General features: G+C 40.0%; 10 protein-coding genes and 1 tRNA gene. 8 read left to right on the forward strand and 3 right to left on the reverse strand.

Annotated features, from left to right (window positions below; all coding sequences use genetic code 11):
- Positions 1-75 precede the first annotated feature (75 nt).
- The gene (locus KEM09_RS07885; RefSeq protein WP_212227400.1) at positions 76-1515 is read right to left on the reverse strand and encodes a T9SS type A sorting domain-containing protein; all 1440 of its coding nucleotides are present in this window, start codon (positions 1513-1515) and stop codon (positions 76-78) included.
- Between the two features lie 384 nt (positions 1516-1899).
- Here KEM09_RS07885 and KEM09_RS07890 point away from each other — a divergent pair, with 384 nt between their 5' ends.
- The 3 genes from KEM09_RS07890 to KEM09_RS07900 all read left to right on the forward strand — a co-directional run bounded on the left by KEM09_RS07890 (position 1900) and on the right by KEM09_RS07900 (position 9053).
- Positions 1900-3393 carry a hypothetical protein gene (locus KEM09_RS07890; RefSeq protein ID WP_212227402.1) on the forward strand — a complete coding sequence of 498 codons (1494 nt, stop codon included), beginning with the start codon at positions 1900-1902 and terminating at the stop codon, positions 3391-3393.
- A gap of 5 nt (positions 3394-3398) precedes the next feature.
- The gene (gene galB, locus KEM09_RS07895) at positions 3399-5873 is read left to right on the forward strand and encodes a beta-galactosidase GalB (protein ID WP_212227404.1); all 2475 of its coding nucleotides are present in this window, start codon (positions 3399-3401) and stop codon (positions 5871-5873) included.
- A gap of 84 nt (positions 5874-5957) precedes the next feature.
- The gene (locus KEM09_RS07900) at positions 5958-9053 is read left to right on the forward strand and encodes a glycoside hydrolase family 2 TIM barrel-domain containing protein (RefSeq protein WP_212227406.1); all 3096 of its coding nucleotides are present in this window, start codon (positions 5958-5960) and stop codon (positions 9051-9053) included.
- A 764-nt stretch (positions 9054-9817) separates the two neighbouring features.
- On the opposite strand, the gene KEM09_RS07905 is transcribed toward KEM09_RS07900, so the two are convergent.
- On the reverse strand, positions 9818-11014 hold the full coding sequence (locus KEM09_RS07905; protein ID WP_212227408.1) for a site-specific integrase: 1197 nt from the start codon (positions 11012-11014) through the stop codon (positions 9818-9820).
- A 286-nt stretch (positions 11015-11300) separates the two neighbouring features.
- Positions 11301-11374: transfer RNA gene (locus KEM09_RS07910), tRNA-Arg, on the reverse strand.
- 430 nt (positions 11375-11804) lie between these two features.
- Here KEM09_RS07910 and KEM09_RS07915 point away from each other — a divergent pair.
- From KEM09_RS07915 to KEM09_RS07935, 5 genes are all read left to right on the forward strand, one after another.
- Entirely contained in the window at positions 11805-12701 is an 897-nt protein-coding gene (locus KEM09_RS07915) for an ABC transporter ATP-binding protein (protein WP_212227410.1), read from the forward strand.
- The gene (locus tag KEM09_RS07920; RefSeq protein ID WP_212227412.1) at positions 12698-16033 is read left to right on the forward strand and encodes a golvesin C-terminal-like domain-containing protein; all 3336 of its coding nucleotides are present in this window, start codon (positions 12698-12700) and stop codon (positions 16031-16033) included. Before KEM09_RS07915 ends, KEM09_RS07920 begins: the two co-directional genes overlap by 4 nt.
- 183 nt (positions 16034-16216) lie before the next feature.
- The gene (locus KEM09_RS07925) at positions 16217-17689 is read left to right on the forward strand and encodes a TolC family protein (RefSeq protein ID WP_244824910.1); all 1473 of its coding nucleotides are present in this window, start codon (positions 16217-16219) and stop codon (positions 17687-17689) included.
- A gap of 32 nt (positions 17690-17721) precedes the next feature.
- A complete protein-coding gene (locus tag KEM09_RS07930; RefSeq protein ID WP_212227414.1) occupies positions 17722-18807 on the forward strand; it encodes an efflux RND transporter periplasmic adaptor subunit in 1086 nt (361 codons plus the stop codon).
- Between the two features lie 78 nt (positions 18808-18885).
- Positions 18886-21984: an efflux RND transporter permease subunit gene (locus tag KEM09_RS07935; protein WP_212227415.1), complete on the forward strand. Its 3099-nt coding sequence runs from the start codon at positions 18886-18888 to the stop codon at positions 21982-21984.
- Positions 21985-21995 lie beyond the last annotated feature (11 nt).

The raw sequence follows: 21995 nt of genomic DNA on the forward strand, positions 1-21995 counted from the left end.
ACACAACTATTAGTGCCAAAAGAAAGTCCTGAATGTATTACATCCAGAACTTTCTTGTTTTAACTTTTCAGGCTTTTATCTAATAAGCATTTTACGAGTGCAGGTTTGTCCATTGGCAATAAGCTTAACCAATACGATGCCTTTTATATCAGATGGTAATACAATGCTGTTTGTTCCGGCAACCAGCTGGCTCGAATAGAGTTTTTGGCCACTTAATGCAAACACTTCAAGCAGACTGTTGTCTGAATTGGCGATTTTTACTTTAAATGCACCATTATTTGGATTAGGAGTTATCGATACTTCCATTGCTTCTCTTTGAATAGTTGTTGCAGTAGTATATTCAAAGGAACCCATATCAGGTGCGCTACCACGGCTTGTGCCCAGTATATCAGTTGATACAGCAGTTGTGGCATCAGCAGCATCAATGGCAACACTACCTGCTAGCAACGGTAAGGTGTAAACGCCATTTGCGCCTTTTGTAAATGTGCCAAAGCTAATGGCGGCTTCTGTGGCGCTTTCTCCGGCGATGCAGTCTGTTCCAATTGCATTTGCATAGGCATTAGAGATGATATTGTGATGATTGATGCCTCTTCCTTCTATAATATCAAACACTTGTGGATCTGTTCCACCAATATCAAGACCTGTGCCCCATTTATTTTCTAGTGAATTAAACAGGATAGAGTTGGTGAGGGTAAGGGATTTCCCTTTTATAAAACGAATACCTACAGCCATTGGATTATTTGCCGGATTAATAATTTTTGTATAAGCCAACGTTGAGCTATTCATTGTAATTGTGCCTTTAGTAGCATCTGCATTTTCAGAAAAGATTGCTGCTCCCTGATCCTTGTTTGAACCAGTTACAGAATTGTTGTAAATAACAGAATTATTGATCGTGATATCATTAAGCTGGGTATCATTAGAGGATTGTCCAAATATAGCAGCACCTTTTAAACCACCAGATACGTTATTGGCAATGCAACTGTTGGTGATGTTTATGCTGCCCCATGATATAATAGCTCCACCATTTGCACCCGAATAACAATTTAATAGGTTACAGTGATCAATGGTGATCGATTGCCCTGCATATACAGCAATAGCTCCACCTGCCGTGGTACTGTTTCCATATCTGAGAGTCATGTTTTTAATAGTTACTTCGGCTGATGATCCAAGACTTATTATTCGCTTATTTGATTCTGCACCTGTACCAATATAATCAGGTTCGTTAGCCTGAGCCTGAATGATCACAGCATTGGCATCGTCATCCACACCTTTAATGGTAATGCTTTTATCAATCAAGATATTAGGTTGTGTATATGTACCGGCAGCCACTTTTATCATATCATTATCCGATGACTGATCAACTGCGTGGTAGATAGTGGCAAAAGCTGAGGATTCGCTTTGACCGTCATTACCATTGTCTCCACTTGCACCATTAACATACCATGTTGTCTGGGCAAGTGAAACGGTGCTTACTGCAAAAAAAAGAGATAGGAGTAGAAGTTGAAATTGTTTCATAAAGATTGAATTAAGTTAAACTAATTGAATTTTTTGAGTGATCGTAAATATGCGATCGTTCACTTTAAAAATAACTAACTATCAGAAGGTGGGTGTTTTGTATGTTACATATAATTAGCGCATAACGCAATTAAGTAACACAAATACGACAAGATGTAACACATATATAGCATGATGCCTATGTGTTATTAATAGACCTTTATATGAAAAGCTAAACAATAGCAAGTCTGTATGTTTGTTTCTACAGAATTGAAAAAAAATGAAGAAGACCTTAGTGAATAAACATTGGATTGAGGCATTGATTGTCATCCTGCTAATCGGAGGCATGATTTTTTTGCTGCGCATCTTATTCAAGGTGTATTTATAACCGTCTAAATTGTTATTATGAATGATAATAAGAAATATTCTTTCATCTACATTCGTGTCATGTTGATACTCATATTAGCTTTTGTGGCTTGTAGGGAAGGTAATAATAATGTGAGCTTACCACCTGACTCAACAGAAACGATTTACGATATTCTGGTGGATGCCAATTCACCAAAAGGAAGAGTCAGCCCACTCCTCATGGGATTTGGAACGATCTATTCATTTGAGAAGGATGAGATGTGGCAGAATGGACAAGGTCTGATGCCAAGCATGTTAAAGCGTTTTAATACCGGAATCCTACGTTATCCTGGTGGGGCCCTGGTTAACCGTTATCACTGGAATAACTTAAACGGAGAAGGATGGAAAGATAACTGGAATCCAAACTACGATACCGCCAATGATAAGGATCCGCGCGAGTATATGGATGTTGATGAGTACATGATGAATGTGCAGGCAATTGATGCAGAACCAATGCTCGGAATCAATATGGGATCAGGTTTGAAATATGACCGTGTGCAGGATGGAATTGATGAAGCTGTGGCTTTAGTAAAGTATTGTGAAGAACATGGCTATGCTGTCAGGTACTGGTATCTGGATAATGAACCTTATCATGATGGAGCCAACTATAAGATGACGGCCGCAGAATATGCCGAACAGATCAATTTGTATGTGCCTGCAATGAAAGCAATAAATCCGGATATTGAAATTATAGTAAACTGGAAACATAATATTACAAGTGAGAATAATTCGCTGATTACTTTAGTTGAAGCAGCCGGCATACATATCGATATAGTAGAAGTTCACTGGTACTGGCAATGGGGTGAATCAAGTTTTAATCTATGGAAAGATAACAGCCCTATGAGTACTAAAAACAAATGGTATAATGGTGGTTCTTATGCTGATGAAATAATGGCATTTAAACCATTAATGAACTCATTGGGATATCCTCACATCAAGCTGGCAAGTAATGAATGGAATATTGGTCCTTCAGCATCCGAAGCCTCACATCCATCTAAATTTGAATCCGCGTTAATGCAATCAGAAATGTTTTCGCAATACATAGATGCAGGTATGCACATGGCTTGCTTTTGGGGTGCATACTGGCCACTTGCAGAACAAGGAACAAATACTGTGAATCGATATTTGCTTGACCCAACTGATGATTATAGTCAGAATCCTTCAGTTACCATGTTTGAATTGTTTGCCGATGCCATGGGAACGGAACAGGTTGAATGCCGTTCAATGATCAGTGATGTTTATGACATCGCAATTCGTGATGATGTCAATGACCAATTGATCATTTATGTACTGAACAAAAAGGATTCAGGGGAATCGCTGTCGACAGGGATTAAAATAAAGGGCTATGAGATAGGAACAGTCAATGCGATATCTTTTGTAGATACGATGATGTCAGAAAGTCATCTGGCAGGAATCGATGTCAAAGTGGAAGACGATCGTTTGATTCTACATTTGCCTAAAAACTCCCTAACTAAAATCGTTGTAAAAAGATAATAAACATGCGTTATATAAGTTTATTCATAATATGTTTGCTGATCACCATATTCCATTCGTGCTCATCACCTCAGGTTCGTTCGAGAGAATCGTTTAATGAAGATTGGTTGTTTTGCAAAGGCGAAACAGGTCAGGAGCATCAGTGTAAATTTAATGATGCCGATTGGCGAAAGCTGAGTTTACCTCATGATTGGGCCATAGAAGGGCCTTTTGATGAGTCAAATGATGCACGTACCGGGGGATTACCCGTATACGGAACTGCTTGGTATCGCAAGCATTTCATTGTAGACAAAGCGGAGCAAGGTAACTGTATAACCATCGAATTTGATGGCGTTATGAACAATGCAGAAGTGTATTTAAATGGAAACAAAGTTGGCGAACGGCCATTTGGATATATTGGATTTGAAGTCGATTTGACACCCCACATCAAGTTCGGAGAAGAAAATATATTGTCAGTGCGTGTTAATCCAGAAGAGTTATCGGCACGCTGGTATCCAGGAGCTGGCATCTACCGGAATACTTGGCTCGAGATAAAACATCCGGTGCATATCGCGCATTGGGGAACATATATAACGACTCCTGTAGTTGATGGGGAGGAAGCCATTGTTCTAATTGAAACAACCATTGAGAATTGCCAGATGCAGAAAGGCGATTTTGCGTTGGAAACCTTTTTGGTGGATACTTTAGGAAATAAGGTGGCTTATGCAAAAAGTATGGTCTTATTCAAAGAGGGGAAGAAAACTACAGTTGAGCAAACACTATCTGTTAAGAAGCCAATCCTGTGGGATTTGAGTAATCCCTATTTGTATAAGGCACAATTTCAATTGATGAAGGACGGCGAATGCATTGATAATTACAATAACTCGTTCGGAATTCGGACAATTGCCTTCAAAAAAGATAAAGGCTTCTTGTTAAATGGTAAGCAAGTACGCTTTAAAGGTGTTTGCCTGCATCACGATTTGGGCCCTTTGGGAGCAGCGGTTAACTACAGGGCCACAGAACGTCAGTTGGAGATTATGAAAGAGATAGGCGTCAATGCTATTCGCACTGCCCATAACCCCCCATCTCCTGAACAATTGGAGTTGTGTGATAAGATGGGGGTTTTAGTGCAGGTAGAAGCTTTTGATGAATGGAAGCTGGCAAAAGTAGAGAATGGATATAATAAACACTGGGATGAATGGCATGAAAGAGACTTACGAGATATGATTAAACGCGATCGTAACCATCCTTCAGTAGTGATGTGGAGCATTGGAAACGAGATAAAGGAGCAGCGAAAAAAGAACGGCGGAAAATTGGCTAAACATCTGGTTGATATCTGTCATGATGAAGATCCTACGCGTCCTGTGACCGCAGGTCTTAGTCAGTATCCGCAATGCATTTCAAACGGATTGGCCGATGCTGTTGATGTGGTTGGCTTAAATTATAAGCCCACTCAGTATACGAATATCCTCCAGTATAACCCGGACTATATTGTGTATGGCTCTGAGACTTCCTCTGTAGTGAGTTCGAGAGGTGTTTACCATTTGCCAAATGAAGCCTATGAAAAGCATGAATCACTGCAGGTAACCAGCTACGATATTGTAAGTCCGCCGTGGGCATACCCGCCAGATTTTGAGACTTATGCTCAGGAAACGATGTCAAACTCATTGGGGGAATTTGTATGGACAGGATTTGATTACCTGGGCGAGCCAACTCCATATAATGGCAAAGACAATATGACACACGGCAAATGGACTGGAGATTGGCCATCGCGCAGTTCTTACTTTGGTATTGTTGACCTATGTGGCTTTCCAAAGGATCGCTACTATTACTACCAAAGTATCTGGACTGAGAAACCAATGGTGCATATTCTGCCACACTGGAACTGGGAAGGTTCACCTCACAAAACAATACCGGTGTACTGTTATACCAATTGTGATGAAGCTGAACTGTTTTTAAATGGTAAGTCACTTGGTAAAAAAGTGATGGGAGAGGATAAAACAACCATCCCTGCGGATTTCGTGTGGTGGAAAAAGCCGGAAACAACATGGGATTCGCCTTACCGTTTGAATTGGAATGTTGCCTATGAGCCGGGCGAACTAAAAGTTGTGGCATACATTAATGGGAAAGCAGTAGCTGAAAAAACGATTGTTACTGCTGGAAAACCGTATCAAATAAGGCTCTTGCCAGATAGAGAAGTAATTAGTGCAGATGGTTATGATTTGTCTTTTGTCACAGTGCGAATAGAAGATGAGAATGGTAATTTATGCTCTTTAGCTGATAATATGGTTAAATTTGATGTGGAAGGTCCAGCAAGTATTGCTGCGGTAGGAAATGGAAATGCTGCCACGACAGAACCGTTTCAGGCTGATTATCGCAAAGCGTTTAATGGTTTATGTATGCTTGTTATTAAAAGTGAATCAGGTCAGAGAGGTGTCATAAAAATTAAAGCCACTTCAGAAGGATTAAACTCTGTAATTACCGTAGTTGTCGTAAAGTAAAATGAAGACAGAATCATTAACAGCCTTAATAAGAATAGAAAAACTACAATGAATAAGGTCTATCTTATAATAGTTTCGTTTTGTATGAGTTGCTGTGCAGTAAGCGCACAGAACGATTGGGAAAATGAACAGATTACCCAAATAAATAAAATGGCTCCGCGAGCTTCTTTGTTTTACGACGCAACATCAGATGATGTAGAATCCTTAAACGGACAATGGGATTTTGCATGGTATAGTGATGTTTCGCAAGTACCGAGCAATGCGATTCCCGATAAATGGAATTCAATTGAAGTTCCTGGAGCCTGGCAGATGCAAGGATATGGCAAGCCGATTTATACCAATATTACCTATCCTTTTGATGCAAATCCACCGTATATCAGTGGTGCGAACGGAAATCCGGTGGGAATTTACCAACGTGAGATTGCCATTAAGCAATTTAATGAAAATAAGGTTTACACCATCCGTTTTGAGAGTGTGTCTTCGGCTTTTTATCTGTGGGTTAATGATCAGAAAGTTGGTTACAGCCAGGATAGCTGGTCTCCAGCTGAATTTGATATTACCTCCTATCTGAAGGAAGGTAATAACACCATCCGCATGCAAGTGTTTCGTTGGTGCGACGGCAGTTACCTGGAGGATCAGGATGGGTGGCGTATGTCTGGTATCTTCAGAGATGTCTACCTGATAACAAAGCCAAAGGTCCATCTGTATGATTATTTTGTTACTACACCACAACTTGAAAATGGTGAAACTGCAATTGATATTCAGGTAGAAGTAGCGAACAGAGACAAGGAAAACTTGAAGAGTTATACACTTAGTTATGTACTTAAGGATGCCGCAGGAAATGTTCTGATAGATGCTGATCGATCAGTAGGCTTAAACAATAATAAGTGGAATGTATCAATTCAGGAAACAATTAAGCATGTAAGCCAATGGTCGCATGAGTCACCTTATCTGTATACACTGCATTTACAGCTGAAAAAGAATAATCTGGAAATTGATCGGATCTCTACAGAGGTAGGTTTCCGTCAAATAGATTTCTCGGATAAAAATGAACTGTTACTCAATGGAAAGCCACTAATCATAAAAGGAGTAAATATTGTTGAACATGATCCTGTTTACGGCAAGTATATTCCTAAGGAACGCATCGAAAAAACCGTTAAGCTTCTAAAGCAAAATAATATAAACACCGTTCGTACGGCACATTATCCGGCTTCACCATATTTTTATAAACTTTGCGATGAGTATGGTATATTGGTGATTGATGAAGCTAACGTAGAATCACATGGGATGAAATATGGAGCCAATTCGCCGGCTAAACATGCTAATTGGGAAAAAGCTCATGTTGAGCGTATGGAAGCCATGGTGCATCGCGATAAAAATCACCCGTGCGTAATTATGTGGTCTTTTGGTAATGAGGCCGGTAATGGTGTTAACATGGTAGCCATGCAAAAACGTACCAAAGAAATAGATATATCACGTCCAACTCATTACCATTCGAGTGAAGAACCTATTTCTTATGACACCTATGGAGGAGGCATCTGGAAAGGAGGTAAGAAACATAGCTTTGGTCGCTATCAGTCTGTTGAGGATATGATTCGTATTGGTGAAATGGAATTGGATAAGCCATTTTTACTGAATGAGTATGCCCATGCAATGGGCAATAGTGTTGGCAATTTGCCAGAATATATTGATGTATTTGAAAAGTATCCCCATATAATCGGTGGATGCATTTGGGATTGGGCAGATCAGGGCATAACAAAACATATTGATGGTACTTATGGTAATCAAATCAAAGATGTGGAGGAAGCGCACAAGGCCTGTTTGCAAGCAGAAAGCGACTACTATTGGGCTTATGGAGGCGATTTTGGCGATACACCTAATGATGGTAACTTCTGTATGAATGGCATTATGATGTCAGATCTAACGCCTACTCCTAAAACAATAGAAGTAAAAAAGGCATATCAGAACATTGCATTCAAATTATTAGACAGTAAAAAAGGCTTCCTGGAACTATGTAATAAATTTCATGTGACGGACTTATCAAATTTTTCCTTTGAATGGCAGTTATTAAGGAATGGTTATCCCGTGAATAATGGAAACATGGATGTGAATTTGGCTGGTTTAGAAAAGGGGGTGTTTAAGATGCACAATTGGAATAATATCGAAGATGCTGATGCTGAATACGTACTACAGGTTAAAGCCTTTACTAAAAATAACTCACTATGGGCTAATGCCGGGCATCTGGTAGCTTGGGAAGAGTTCGTTATTCAGCCAGCAAAATTGAACTTACCTGTACCTCAGCTCAGTCAAAAGCTCAAGCTGAAGAAGCGCAATGAGCATTATATTGATATTTTCTTTCAGGATGGTCAATTGGTCTTTGATAAAGCGAAAGGAGAAATTATTCAGTTAACTAAAAATAAGAATGTTATAATTGATGGAGCTTGTGCCATCTCATTCGCACGGGCATACATTGATAATGATAAGATTAACAAAATGCGTTCGCAGTGGGATGCCATTGATCTCCTGAATCTTAAAACTGAAGTCATATCATGTGATGTGAGACATACCAAAACTATGGTTTTGATTGAGGTAGCCAAAAGGCACAAGGCGAAGAATAATCATAGTGGATTTCACACTATTGAAAAGATAACTGTGTATTCTAATGGAACAGTTGATATCAATCTTGAAGTAGACTATTTTGGTGAGATTAAGCCTTTTACTTTACCTCGTATTGGCTATGAGGTAAAATTACCTGCCAATATCACCGAAAGTACGTGGTATGGAAAAGGGCCTGGCAGCTCATATAAGGACCGAAATGCCGGAATGCAGTTGGGTATTTATTCAGCCAATGTAGATGAGCACTTTGTTAATTACGCTCGTCCGCAGGAAAATGGTAATAAATCAGGTATAAGGTGGGTTGAAGCCAAAACCAAAACTTCTGAAGGATTAGCAGTCAAATCAAAAATGCCATTTAATTTTTCAATGCGCAGGTATACGACAAAAGAGTTAGATGATGCTTCACATCCATACGAGCTTAAAAGTAATCCGTTTACTATTTTAAATATCGATTTTGAACACGGAGCACTCGGTAATGGAAGTTGTGGACCAATCCCAATGAAAAAATACTTTACAAATGTGGATGGTGGAAACTTTTATTTGCGTTTAGAGCCGTTGGATTAGCCTGTTAGTTCTCAAGGATTCGAAGGAGCGATGAATTTCGTTGCTTTTAAAATTTGTATCTAAGTAAGTTTTGAACATCTATTGCTATTGAGATAATTTTCATGGCGTTTTAAAGCTAAGGTCTTAAACATTTAAATGCTTGGTTTTAGATGGAGCGCACCACTACCGTTCATTCTAAATAGCCAAGCTGTTCTTGCCAATTCAACAGAAAGACGGATTAGGTGGCTGAGGCCTAATAAAGTTTTTAAGCCATAGCCTTTGATATCGCAATCGCAAAGGTATGACGGGCGGTGTGATTAGCAAAAGCGACGCCTGATTGCTCAATGGATGAGCATGATGTCCTAAGCACACGGGTAAAATACAGCTGTATTTCCTATTGTCTATAAGCCATTTGATTATTCTTTGACGATTTGTGGAAATACAGCCAAGTTTTCCACCTTTAGAGGGCATGCCCATCCATTGTATTACGCTGCCAGTCGCTTCCTTTTGCAAATGACACCAACCCTGTTTAATAGGTGGCTTACGCGATATCAAAAGCCTCAATTTATATCAGAAAAAAAGTTATTACGAAGCTTAGTCGAGTTCGATTTAAGTTTTATTTCAGACATTGAAACTGTGCTAATACAATGGTTAAATTAAACTCTTACGAAGTGGATGCAAGATGTGCTTTTAGGTACCTAAAAACGAAATGCTTGCTCTACGAGAGTCAATGAAAAACCTCACCATTTGTTACCCTAATAACGAGGTGAAAATCCAATCAATTTTTAAAGCAGTGTTCTCAGTTTTTTCATATCCTGACTGATTTTAGAATCAATAATTTTCCCATATATCTGAGTAGTTTTTAATGAGGTGTGACCTAACATCTTACTTACGGTTTCAATAGGTACTCCATTGGCTAACGTAATCGAAGTAGCAAATGTATGTCGAGCCACATGCATAGTTAATTGTTTCTTTATTTGGCAGATATCAGCAATTTCTTTTAGATATGAATTCATCTTTTGATTAGAGTTGATTGGCAATAATTTACCTTTCTGATTGCTTACTGGATGATTTTGATATTTATCTATAATAGCTTTAGCTTTTGGCAGTATTGGGATGCGACAACGTGTACCTGTTTTAATTCTGTCAACAACTATCCATAATTCACCATCATCACCTGAAATTAGGTTGTTCTTTGACAAGCTCGCAATATCAGAATATGAAAGCCCAGTGTAACAAGCGAATATAAAAATATCTCGGACGACACTAACGCGCTCAATATCAAATGTTTTTGTTTCTAAGGTATTAATCTCTTGTAGGGAAAGATAGTCTCGTTTGCCTTTATAATATTTAATTTTAAAGTTTGAATAGGGATTCTTATCCAATTGATTCATAGCCACTGCATCGTTTAAGATTTTTCGTAATTGCTTGTGGTATTTGCTAACAGAATGATCGCTTACGTGATGCTTAACTTTTAGGTATGTATCAAAAGCGTTCAAAAAATTGTAGTCAATTTTGTGCAAAGGGATGTCATCTTTATACTTGGTTTCTTTGAGAAACAATTGTAGTCTTTTTAAGGTCGTTTTATAGTGTTTATATGTACCGTTTGCATAGCCAAAACCAACTTTCTTTTCAATTGTTTGTATAACCAACTTAAATACATCTAATAGATAGTAATAACTAGCACCAATTAGATGCTCTTTTATAGTAGAAATGTCATAATCATCGCCGAGAGCTTCTAGCTTATAATATACCTCATGAATTTTTGAGGTTATTCTATTGAGCTGCTTATTCAATAATCTCGCATCGGGATGTTTACTAATTACAAGCTGTCCATCTTTATCCCAAAATTCAGCCTTAATAAAAATGCCTGTTGAAAGTTCAATTCTTTGACCTGATAAGGTGGCTCTTATATACAATGGGTGAGAGCCATCTTTCTTTTGTTTGGATGCCTTAAAAAGGAAGTTTGTCGTAATTCTCATAACACACAGTTTTAAAAGTTAAAGATTCTGTGTCCTGATGGTCTCTAAGTTATGTAGGTGAATTACTATTTCAAAACCTAAAGAGTATCAAAACACACCAATTTAAATTTCAAAATATCAGAATGTTACAATATGTCGAGACCTATTTTGTCGGTTTTGGAATGGGTCTCGATTTAGTCTCGATTGATACCTTATTTTATGCTATTTTTTGACATTTAGATAAAAACAAAAAGCGCTTAAAATATTGATTTTAAGCGCTTTTTACTGTTTTTGAATATCTTAAAAGTGATCCCGGCGGGATTCGAACCCACGACCCACAGCTTAGAAGGCTGTTGCTCTATCCAGCTGAGCTACGGGACCATCCTTAGTGCTTTTTCTCAAAAGCGATGCAAAGATAGTTATTCCACTCTTCTAATCAAATAAAACAACATGTTTTTGCGAGATTAATTGTCCTGAATGCTGTGCTGCTTGGCTAATTGCCAATGTTTCAGTAGTAAAAAAGAATCGCTTTTTTTCGCAGGGTTAGTTTTTTTATAGCGTCTGATTAAATGATGCTGCGAAATGACCCCATTATTCAGGGATGTACGTTATCGCACGCATTTGTTAATGTTAGTTCGTATCTTTAGTCAAAACCGTAAGAAAGCAGTTGAGGGTGTACGATTACGTACAAAATGTAACGTAAGCGGACATTATTGGACAGGCTGGTTATGCATAACTGACTTAAAGATAAGATACTAGTAGTGATGGTATAATTTTAGTTAATAAGGCAGTTAACCTAAACTCAATAGTTTTGAATATTCAAATACAAGACCTTAGTCAGGTATATAAAAATGACTTTCGGGCACTTAATAAGGTAAATCTGGATATTGAATCTGGGATGTTTGGCTTATTAGGGCCAAATGGAGCAGGTAAATCAACCCTCATGCGAATATTGGTGACACTGCTGAAACCAACGCATGGAGAGGTATTTGTTAATGGTATGCCATTATCAAAGAATCGTGCCGAGGTGCGATCATATCTGGGTTATCTGCCACAGGATTTCCGCTTTTTCTCAAAGTTACGTACTTGGGAGTTCCTTGATTATGCTGCTTCATTGGCGGGTATAAAAAAGAAAAAGGAGCGCTTGGCTGCTGTTGATGAGCTATTGGAGCAAGTAGGCTTATTTGATGTACGAAACCGTTATGCCAATAAGCTATCTGGTGGGATGAAGCGACGATTAGGTATCGCTCAGGCTTTAATTGGTGATCCCAAAATAATTATTGTGGATGAGCCTACTACGGGTCTGGATCCGGAAGAGCGCATCCGTTTCCGGAACATTTTGTCTAATCTAAGTCAAAAGGAGGTTATCATCATATTATCCACTCATATCGTGGGAGATATCTCTTCTACTTGCCGGCAAATGGCTTTACTTAACCGGGGAGAAGTGCATTTCCAAGGCTCACCTGAAGCATTTGTGAAACAGTCATCAGGTCATGTTTTTAAAACCAGTGTTTCCTTTGAGCAGATGAAGCTGATAAGTGAGCAATACCCGGTTATTACTTCGGTGCCAGGTGCCGGAGGCTATGAAATCGAGTTTGTGGCAGATGAAGTGAATGGTTGGGAAACCACACTCATTGAACCCAATCTAGAGCATGCCTACGTGTATTTTATGGAATATGTTGCTAATGAAAAATTCCAGTACCAATGATGTCCTTATTTAATATTAAAACAGTGGCTCGCTTTGAGTCCAAAACACTCTTCAGGAGCTGGTTCTTTCGCATATTTGCATTGATTATTCTGGGATTCATTATCATGTTTAACCTTTTTGGTTTAACAGGTATAGCTGATGGTGGCTGGCCCGGGCGTTTATTGCCTTCGGGCGCACCATACTTTAACATGTGGCTGCTGAATATTGCACAGGCCGTTATTGCTGTTTTTTTATCGGCCGATTTCCTGGGAAGGGATAAAAAGCTGGATACCACAGAGGCTTTTTATGTGCGCAGTATGTCAAACTCAGATTATGTATTGGGCAAAACCATTGGTGTATTAAAGGTGTTTCTGTTGCTCAATTTCCTGGTCATGTTAAGTAGCTTCTTATTTACACTTATTGCCAATGAAGTGAGCATACCATTGTCATCCTATTTCATTTACCCGCTATTGGTGGCATTGCCAACATTGATTTTTATTCTTGGCCTGTCCTTTTTTACCATGACGCTGATACGCAACCAGGCTGTTACCTTTGTTTTGTTACTAGGTTTTCTGGCGCTATCCTTGTTCTATTTGCGCAATAAGTACTACGGTTTGTTCGATGTATTGGGCTTCTACACGCCGTTTATGCGCTCCGATTTTACGGGATTTCCGAACCTTTCTATAACGTTCGCCCAGCGCGCTATGTATTTATGTATGGGTGTTGTTTTAATAATGTCAACCGTATGGCGTTTGCCACGCCTTGAACAACAACGATTTAATAAACCATTTCTGCTGAGTGGTATATTTGTGTTTTTAGTAATAAGTACTGGAAGCGCCTGGCAGGTTATCAATAATTCCTACCAGGCCAATAAGCTCTTGAGTCATGTTCAAACCTTAAATAAAGGATTGAAAAAAGCACACTATCAAATAGATGAATATCACCTGCAATTGAACCATAAAGGGGAAACAATAGCGTGCAAAGCTCAATTGGACCTGAGTTTAGCGAATAGCACTGATACAGAAGTGATATTGGCTCTTAATCCGGGATTGAAAGTGACTACTTGTCATTTAAATGGTCAAAAGCTTGACTATAAGCAGGAAGCTCATCTGATAACTATACAATTGCCGCCATTGTCAGATGATACCATCCGTTTAGCATTAGAATATTCGGGAACAACAACTGATGATGCGGTATATGCAGATATAAGTGAGGAAGTGAAAGCGGCGGACAATCGAAAGGATCCCTTGCTGGCAGGTAAGCAATATAGTTTTGTTCAGTCGGATTATGTGTTGCTTACACGCGAATCAAACTGGTATCCGGTAGTGGCTGATAAACAGTACTGGACCAGCTATCCGTTTACCAATATGGAACTGGAGGTGAGTACTAAGCCTATGCTCACGGTAGTGTCTCAAGGGATGTGCGACAGCCTGTCGAATGGTCAATATCGCTTTCGTTCTGAGCAACCATTAAATGCATATAGTGTCATTATTGGCGATTTTGAAAAATACACTACAACCATTGATAGCATCGAATTTAGTCTATACCACCACAAAAAGCACACCTTCTATAAAGAGTATTTCACCGAACTCAATGATACAATCTCCCATGTGATTAAAAACGTCAAAGGTGATTTTGAGCGTAAACTTGGTCTAAGCTATCCTTACAAACGGTTTTCAGTGGTAGAGGTGCCTGTTAATATGCATTCGTATTTGCGGAACTGGACCCTGGCTACAGAAAATATCATGCCTGAGATGGTGTTGTTCCCAGAAAATGGTGGTGGAGTGTGGCAGAACGATTTAGCCAATATTAAGAACAGAGTAAAGCGTCGAACAGAGTTTTCAAATGAGGAACGATCTGATAAGGAAATGCAAATAGAGGTACTAAAAAGCTATTTGGGCGACAACTTTATTAGTCCATCGCGCTTCTTCTTTGGTCGACGGCAAGAAGGAGAGCGTCATGTTGAAAACTGGGGACGTTACCAGGTATTTCCGATGTATTTTACATATAATAACCGGATTAGCGAGTCAGAATATCCATTGTTGACCATAGCGCTTGAGAACTACCTGCATCAGCGCTTGAGTACAAGCCGAAGACGCGATCTGGGCGGTCTATCCAGCAACGACGAGGTTATTCTGAAATTGCGTGAGAACAGTCTGAGGGAGTTAATTAACAAAGAGGATGTGAATACCCTTGGGAATGTATTTGCATCAAAAGGTCATCAGCTGTTTTCTAACCTGAAAGTAAATGTGGGACAGAGCAACTTTGATAAGCAGCTGGATAAACTACTTGAGTCGACAAGGTTTGAGAATCAATCAGTGAGCGATTTTACGACAGATATTAACCATATTACAAAAGTTGACTTCAAACCTATCTATGACAATTGGCTAAATGCGGCCTATAATCCGGCCTTTTTATTCAGTTCTGTGGATGTTAATGAGGTAAAGGACGGCAATCGTGTTCGCTACTTTTTAAAAGTAACGGTTACCAATAAAGGTGACGCCGACGGAATTATTGCTTTTACCGTTAGGGAAGGCATGCAAGGGGGTGGACGAGGACGTTTTCGTGGTCGCTTCCAAATGGATGCCGAGCAGGATAATGAGCAAAGTTACCTGGTTGAAGCCGGTAAATCTTATGAGATAGGATTTTTGTTGGATGAAGAACCAAGGGACGTTAGTGTTAATACCTTCCTGGCTGAAAATATTCCATCTAATCAAACACTCATCATTAGAGAGGTGAATAGAAATAATAAACGCATTGACTTTTTCGAAGGAGCCAGGGAAACAACTAAGGGGCTTAACTTTCAGTTGTCCAACGAAATTATTGTAGATAATGAGGATGATGGGTTCTCGCTGGTAAATACAGGTGAAAGCCGCACTGTTAAAGATTGGTGGGCCAGTATGCAAAATGAAGAGGAGGATAGTGGAACATACGGGATGGTGCGTTTCTGGAATCCACCTGTGAAATGGGAACCAGTAGCTGGTGATAAATTCTTTGGAGAATACCTCAAATCAGGTGTATATAAGCGCAAAGGTTCGGGTGAAGGGTATGTGAGCTGGAATGCAAAAATACCACAACCAGGTTCGTATGCAGTATATGCCTATGTGCCTAACATTGGCTTCCGTTTTGGTCGAAGAAGAGGGGGTAATGACAACAGAGAAGCCGATTACAAGTTTACCGTGTCGCACGATGACGGTCAGGATGAAGTGACCATTACGGTTGGTAGCAATAACGATGGCTGGCAATACCTGGGCGAATACTATTTTTCAGCAGGCAATGCTCAAGTCTTATTATCAGATGACACCAGTAATGAGTTTGTAATAGGCGATGCTGTAAAGTGGGTTAGAAAGTAATTAATGAAGAGTTGATTACGGCCATGTTTGGATATGAAATAAATACAACTAAGAAACTAAAGAACGAATAATAATAAAGTCACATGAAACGAATATGAATTTTAGTATGCTAAACTACACACTTGAGCATGACTAAAATTCATCGTGAGTTCCATCTGACAAATGAAGATAAATTTTAAACAGATGAAAAAAGTCTTAATTGCATTATGTCTGGTGTTGCTGAGCTCGCTATCGGGCAATGCGCAACGCCTGATGACTCTGCAACAATCGGTTGACGAGGCCTTAAAAAATAGCCCGCAGATTGTGCGGATGAGACTCGGTTTGGAACGAACACGTGAATTACTGACTGCCCAGCGTGCCGCATTACGTTCTAACTTCCGGCTTAATCTCAATCCTTATATATATTCCAATAACCGGCAGTATGACGAGTTCAACCAGCAATGGTTTACTTCTGAGAGTACCCAAAGTAACGGAACATTTAGTGTGAGGCAGCCAGTGATATGGACCGATGGTACTATTTCTTTGGAAAATACTTTTGGATACCGGGATAACTACAGTACTTCATCAGCCAACTCTTTTGAAGGGTTTAGCAATAACCTGCGCCTGAGTATCGATCAGCCTCTTTTTACCTATAATCGTACTAAGATGACGCTGAAAGAATTGGAGTTTGATCATGAAAATGCAAAACTAAACTACGCACTTGAAGCATTAAATGTAGAGAGACAGATTACGCAATACTTTTATCAAATCTATCAAAAGCAGATGGAAATGATCACATCACGTGAGGAATATGCCAATCGCAAGAAAAGTTTTGAGATAATCAGTAACAAGGTGGAAGCCGGGCTTACCGCCAAAGAGGAAATGTTACAGGCCGAACTAGATATGATGACCAGTCAATCAACGGTTCAGAATAATGAGGTTGAGTTGGAGAATATCAAAGATAATTTTAAGCAGATGTTGGGCTTGCCGCTTTCGGAAGAGCTAATGGTGATAGCCGAAGTATCTGTGTTGCCAGTGGATATTGATTTAAGTATGGCCACCAATTTTGCGCTGGCCAACCGCATGGAGATTCGTCAACGACAGATTGATATTGAAACCGGGCAGTTTGAGCTGATAAAAACCAATGCCACCAATGAGTTCAAAGGTAACCTGAATGTGTCGGTGGGTCTGTTTGGTGAGAATGAAAAGATAAAAGGTATTTATGATAATCCCAACGATAATGAGGATATCCGCTTTAGTCTGGAAATACCGCTATTTGACTGGGGTGAGAAAAAAGCTCGTATGCGGGCAGCCGAAGCATCACTGCAAACCAGTGAATATAATTTGCAGGACGAACAAAAGACCATCCGACTGGATATCCGTAAAATAGATCGCAGTATCAAAAATGCATTGATACAGATTGATATTGCCCGCAAGAACGAAGAAAATGCCCAGTTAACCTACGAAATCAACCTGGAGAAATATCGCAATGGTGACTTGACCAGTATGGATCTGAACCTGTTTCAAAACCAGTTAACCCAAAAGAAAAATGCGCTTACAGCCGAACTGATAAGTTATAAGCTGGAGCTGTTGAATATGAAGCTACAAACGCTTTACGACTTTGAACAGCAGCGCAGCATCATTGATGATGTAATGAAATATGAAATGATTCAGTAATACCAACTACTAACTATTGAAAGAATATAATCATGATAACAACTAAATACTTTCCCGTAGCAAACATGTACAAGGCCGTTTTTCTGGTGGTACTATCTGGCCTGTTAATGTCAGCTTGTAAGAATGAAGCCACTAATTTCAATACTGATGTGGCTGTAAACGTTTCTGTACAAGAGGTGGAGAAAAAGCCAATTGAGCAGACTTTAATAACCACTGGTTCTATCAAGCCTGAGCTGGAAATTGCCGTAAAAACAGAGCTGGCAGCTAATTACTATTTGCAGAAAAACCCAAAAACCGGTCAACCTTATAAAATGGGTGATTTTGTAAATAAAGGCCAGTTGATAATTCTGTTGGAAGACAAGGAATACAGTAACAACGCCAATATTGAAGGGGCCGAGCTCGATATGGAAATTTCAGAAATGGAATATGAGAAGCAGCAGGCTCTGTATGAGAAAGGTGGTGTTACCAAACGCGAATTGGTCAATTCAGAAAAAACCTTGCTAACGTCCAAACAGACCTATGAAAATGCTGAGCTTAGCATTGCCAAGTTGAGTATCAGGGCTCCTTTTTCAGGTATAATCACTGACTTGCCTTATTACTCGCCAGGTATACGCATCGAAAACGGGCAGGAAGTGTTAAGCATGATGAACTATTCTACCATGCTGTTGGATTTAAGCATGCCCGAAAACCTGATGGGGCAAGTGCAGATTAATCAGCCAGCCAACATCATGAATTATGCTCTGCCCGATGATACACTTAAAGGTAGAATTACAGAGCTATCACCTGCAATTGATATGGAGGCCCGCACATTTAAAGGGCGTATCAGGGTGATTAATAAGCAGGAATTGTTAAAACCTGGAATGTTTGTTAAGGCCGAGATTGTTGTTGAACAGCGCGATAGTGCATTGGTAATACCCAAAGACGTGGTGTTGACAGAAGGGAACCGAAAAATGGTGTTTATTGCCAAAAATTCAGCTGCCGAAAAACGATATATACGTACCGGGATTGAAACATTAACAGAGATTGAGGTGACGGAAGGATTAAAAGTGAATGAAAGGCTTATTGTTAAAGGTTTTGAGACGCTTAAAGATCGGTCTAAAGTGAAAGTAGTTAAGTAAATAACGCAATGGATTTAAGTTGCATTACGGAACTAACATCACCTAAGTGCAAATCCTAAATCTCTAATTTGAAAATATATGAGAGCAATTTCTCGATTTTCTGTCAACTATCCGGTTACCGTTCTAATGATAGTTTTGGGTATCATCTTATTGGGCGGTATTTCGTTAACGCGGCTGGGTACAGATCTATTTCCCGATTTACAAAATCCAAAAATATATGCCGAGATTGTAGCCGGTGAACGGTCGCCTGAAGAAATAGAAAAGCGTTTTGTTGAGCAGGTTGAAGCCCTTGCGGTGCGCCAAAGTGGTGTGCTGAATGTGTCATCGGTCAGTCGTGTTGGTTCAGCAGTAGTAACTGTTGAATATGACTGGGGAAAAGATATTGATGAGGCATTTCTTGATCTTCAAAAAGCATTGACCCAAATCAGTCAGGATGAAGATGTGGAAGAGTTAAATATCTCGCGCTTCGATCCTAATGCATCACCTGTAATCAAAGCGGCTTTCAGCAATGATGATGTGCAGGATATGAATGCCCTTAGAAAAGTGGCTGAAAACTACATCCGCAATGAGCTGATTCGTATAGAGGGGATTGCTGATATCCGTATTTCAGGTGAAGAAGAGGCTGAAGTGATGGTGGTGGCTGATCCGCAATTGCTGGATGCCAATGGTCTGACGACTGCTTCTGTGTTGACAACCATCAATAATTTTAATCAGAATGTATCGGGTGGTTCCATTGAAGAGATGGGACAACGATATATTATTAAAGGCTTAAGTGCACTCACTGCGCTTAACGATGTGGAAAACCTGGTTGTAAAACTGAACCAGCCAGGTAGTGCTGATAATACTGCTCAACAAGCAGGCTCAGCCAGTCAGTCTTCACCGGTCTTGCTGAAAGATGTAGCCAGAGTGATGCTTCAGAACCGCGAACCCGAAAGTATTGTGCGCTTAAATGGACAGCGCTGTCTGGGCATTTCTATTTATAAGGAAACACGCTTTAATACAGTTGAGGCCGTTGAAAAGCTGGAAGAAGCTTTTGTTAGTATTCAACAGCGTTTACCTGGTTATAAACTACAGGTCATTAATAATCAGGGGGCTTTTATTCAAAGTGCCATTGGTGAGGTGCAGGAAAGTGCGTTGATAGGTATTGTATTGGCCGTATTTATCTTGTTTGTTTTTCTGCGTCGCTTTGGTGTCACCCTCATTGTCAGTCTGGCCATTCCTATATCCATCATAGCCACGTTTAATCTCATGTATTTTAATGGTTTGACATTGAATATAATGACCTTGGGCGGTCTGGCGCTTGGTGCCGGTATGTTGGTTGATAATGCCATTGTGGTGGTGGAAAATATAGTCCGTAAACTGGAAGAAGGCCTATCCGTTAAGGAGGCAGCTGTGCTTGGGACTTCAGAAGTTGGAGGAGCCTTAACAGCTTCTACACTCACTACCATTGTTGTGTTTTTACCCATTGTTTACCTGCATGGTGCATCGGGTGAGTTATTTAAAGATCAGGCCTGGACCGTGGCCTTTTCCTTGCTGTCATCATTGGTGGTGGCCTTATTGGTAATTCCTGTGTTGAGTGTATTGGTATTTAAAACAAAACAGACAGCAAGGCCTGCAATGGCTCCTAAAGAAAAAGGGTTTAAAGCCTATCAACGCTTTTTAGAAAAAGTATTGGAGCGCAGAGCAGCGGTATTGTTTGGTGCCATTGCATTAGTGACTGTCACAGTGTTAATCATGCCCATGGTAGGCAGCGAGTTTATGCCCGAAACACAATCGAACGAGGTAACTGTTGAGGCCATTTTTCCTGCTGGTACATCACTTAACAGGACTGATGCTACCTTGAACCAGATGGAAGAGATGGTCATGTCAGCTTTTGGCGATCAGTTGAAGTGGATATATACACATGCCGGCCCTGAAACAGCTAGTGAGATTGCTTCAACAGGTGAGCAAGGCGAGAATACCGGATTTATTAAACTGGTGCTCAATGAGGATGTACATGCGTCGTTTAGTGAAATAATTGGTGCATTGAATAATCTATTTGCTGATATCGAAGGATTGGAGATGCGTTTTGTTCAGGATCAGTCGGCTTTGCAAACCCTTTTAGGTACTGATGAAGCACCTCTGGTAATAGAAATTGAGGATGATAATAAGGATAACCTGGAGGCTTCAGCACGTCAGCTAACTGATTTTATTCGTCAGCAGCATGAAATATACAATGTGAAGAGTTCACTGGAAGATGGTGCCCCTGAAGTTAATGTGGTCATCGATCGGGTCAGGGCAGGTATTTTTGACCTCAATGTTTCCAGCATCATGAATAACTTATCCGATTACCTATCTAAAAAAGATGCCGGTCGAATGGAAGTGAGAGGTGAATTAACGAATATATCGCTACAAACACCCGATGTACGCCTCGATGAATTGGCCAGTATTAAAATATCAGAAGGTGCTAAAGAAGTATTATTATCCGAGGTGGCCAGCATTACGATAGGTAAAGCGCCACGCGAGGTATTGCGAAATAACCAAAAGCGTGTGATTCGACTGAGTGCTAATGTGACAGATGACCGGCCATTTGATCATTTTGTTACGGAGTTGGAACAAGCCATTGAGCAATTACCATTGGAGGCTACATCCACAGTTAAAGTACTGGGTGAGGAAGAAAAGCGAAAGGATGCCTTTGGAAATCTTCAGTTTGCTTTAATACTATCCATTATTTTGGTTTACATGGTAATGGCCTCACAGTTTGAGTCGCTTTTGCACCCATTTACTATTCTGTTGACTGTGCCATTGGCAGGCGTTGGGGCTGTTTGGGCATTTTTCCTGCTTGGACATACGTTTAACATCATGGCCTACATAGGTATTGTGATGTTGGCGGGTATAGCGGTTAATGATTCTATTATTCTGGTGGATGCCATTAATCAATACAAGCGAAACGGAATGGCGCTTAAGAGCGCGATTGTGGCGGCAGGACAGCAGCGTGTCAGGCCTATTTTAATGACCAGTTTAACCACTATTTTGGCACTCTTGCCTCTTACTTTTGGCTTTGGTGATAGTGCGGCATTACGGGCACCCATGGCCATCGCTGTTATTGGTGGCTTGATGACATCAACCTTGTTAACGCTGGTGGTTATTCCGTGTGTTTATTATGTATTCGATAATTGGTTTAGTCGTTCAAAATAGATTTGACAGGT

It is taken from the genome of Carboxylicivirga mesophila (genome assembly GCF_018271975.1).
Taxonomy (GTDB): Bacteria; Bacteroidota; Bacteroidia; order Bacteroidales; family Marinilabiliaceae; genus Carboxylicivirga; species Carboxylicivirga mesophila.

Excerpts from the sequence above, each read along its gene's own strand:
- KEM09_RS07885 (WP_212227400.1), bottom strand. The coding sequence starts at position 1,515 with ATGAAACAATTTCAACTTCTACTCCTATCTCTTTTTTTTGCAGTAAGC.
- KEM09_RS07890 (WP_212227402.1), top strand. The coding sequence starts at position 1,900 with ATGAATGATAATAAGAAATATTCTTTCATCTACATTCGTGTCATGTTG.
- galB (WP_212227404.1), top strand. The coding sequence starts at position 3,399 with ATGCGTTATATAAGTTTATTCATAATATGTTTGCTGATCACCATATTC.
- KEM09_RS07900 (WP_212227406.1), top strand. The coding sequence starts at position 5,958 with ATGAGTTGCTGTGCAGTAAGCGCACAGAACGATTGGGAAAATGAACAG.
- KEM09_RS07905 (WP_212227408.1), bottom strand. The coding sequence starts at position 11,014 with ATGAGAATTACGACAAACTTCCTTTTTAAGGCATCCAAACAAAAGAAA.
- KEM09_RS07920 (WP_212227412.1), top strand. The coding sequence starts at position 12,698 with ATGATGTCCTTATTTAATATTAAAACAGTGGCTCGCTTTGAGTCCAAA.
- KEM09_RS07925 (WP_244824910.1), top strand. The coding sequence starts at position 16,217 with ATGAAAAAAGTCTTAATTGCATTATGTCTGGTGTTGCTGAGCTCGCTA.
- KEM09_RS07930 (WP_212227414.1), top strand. The coding sequence starts at position 17,722 with ATGATAACAACTAAATACTTTCCCGTAGCAAACATGTACAAGGCCGTT.
- KEM09_RS07935 (WP_212227415.1), top strand. The coding sequence starts at position 18,886 with ATGAGAGCAATTTCTCGATTTTCTGTCAACTATCCGGTTACCGTTCTA.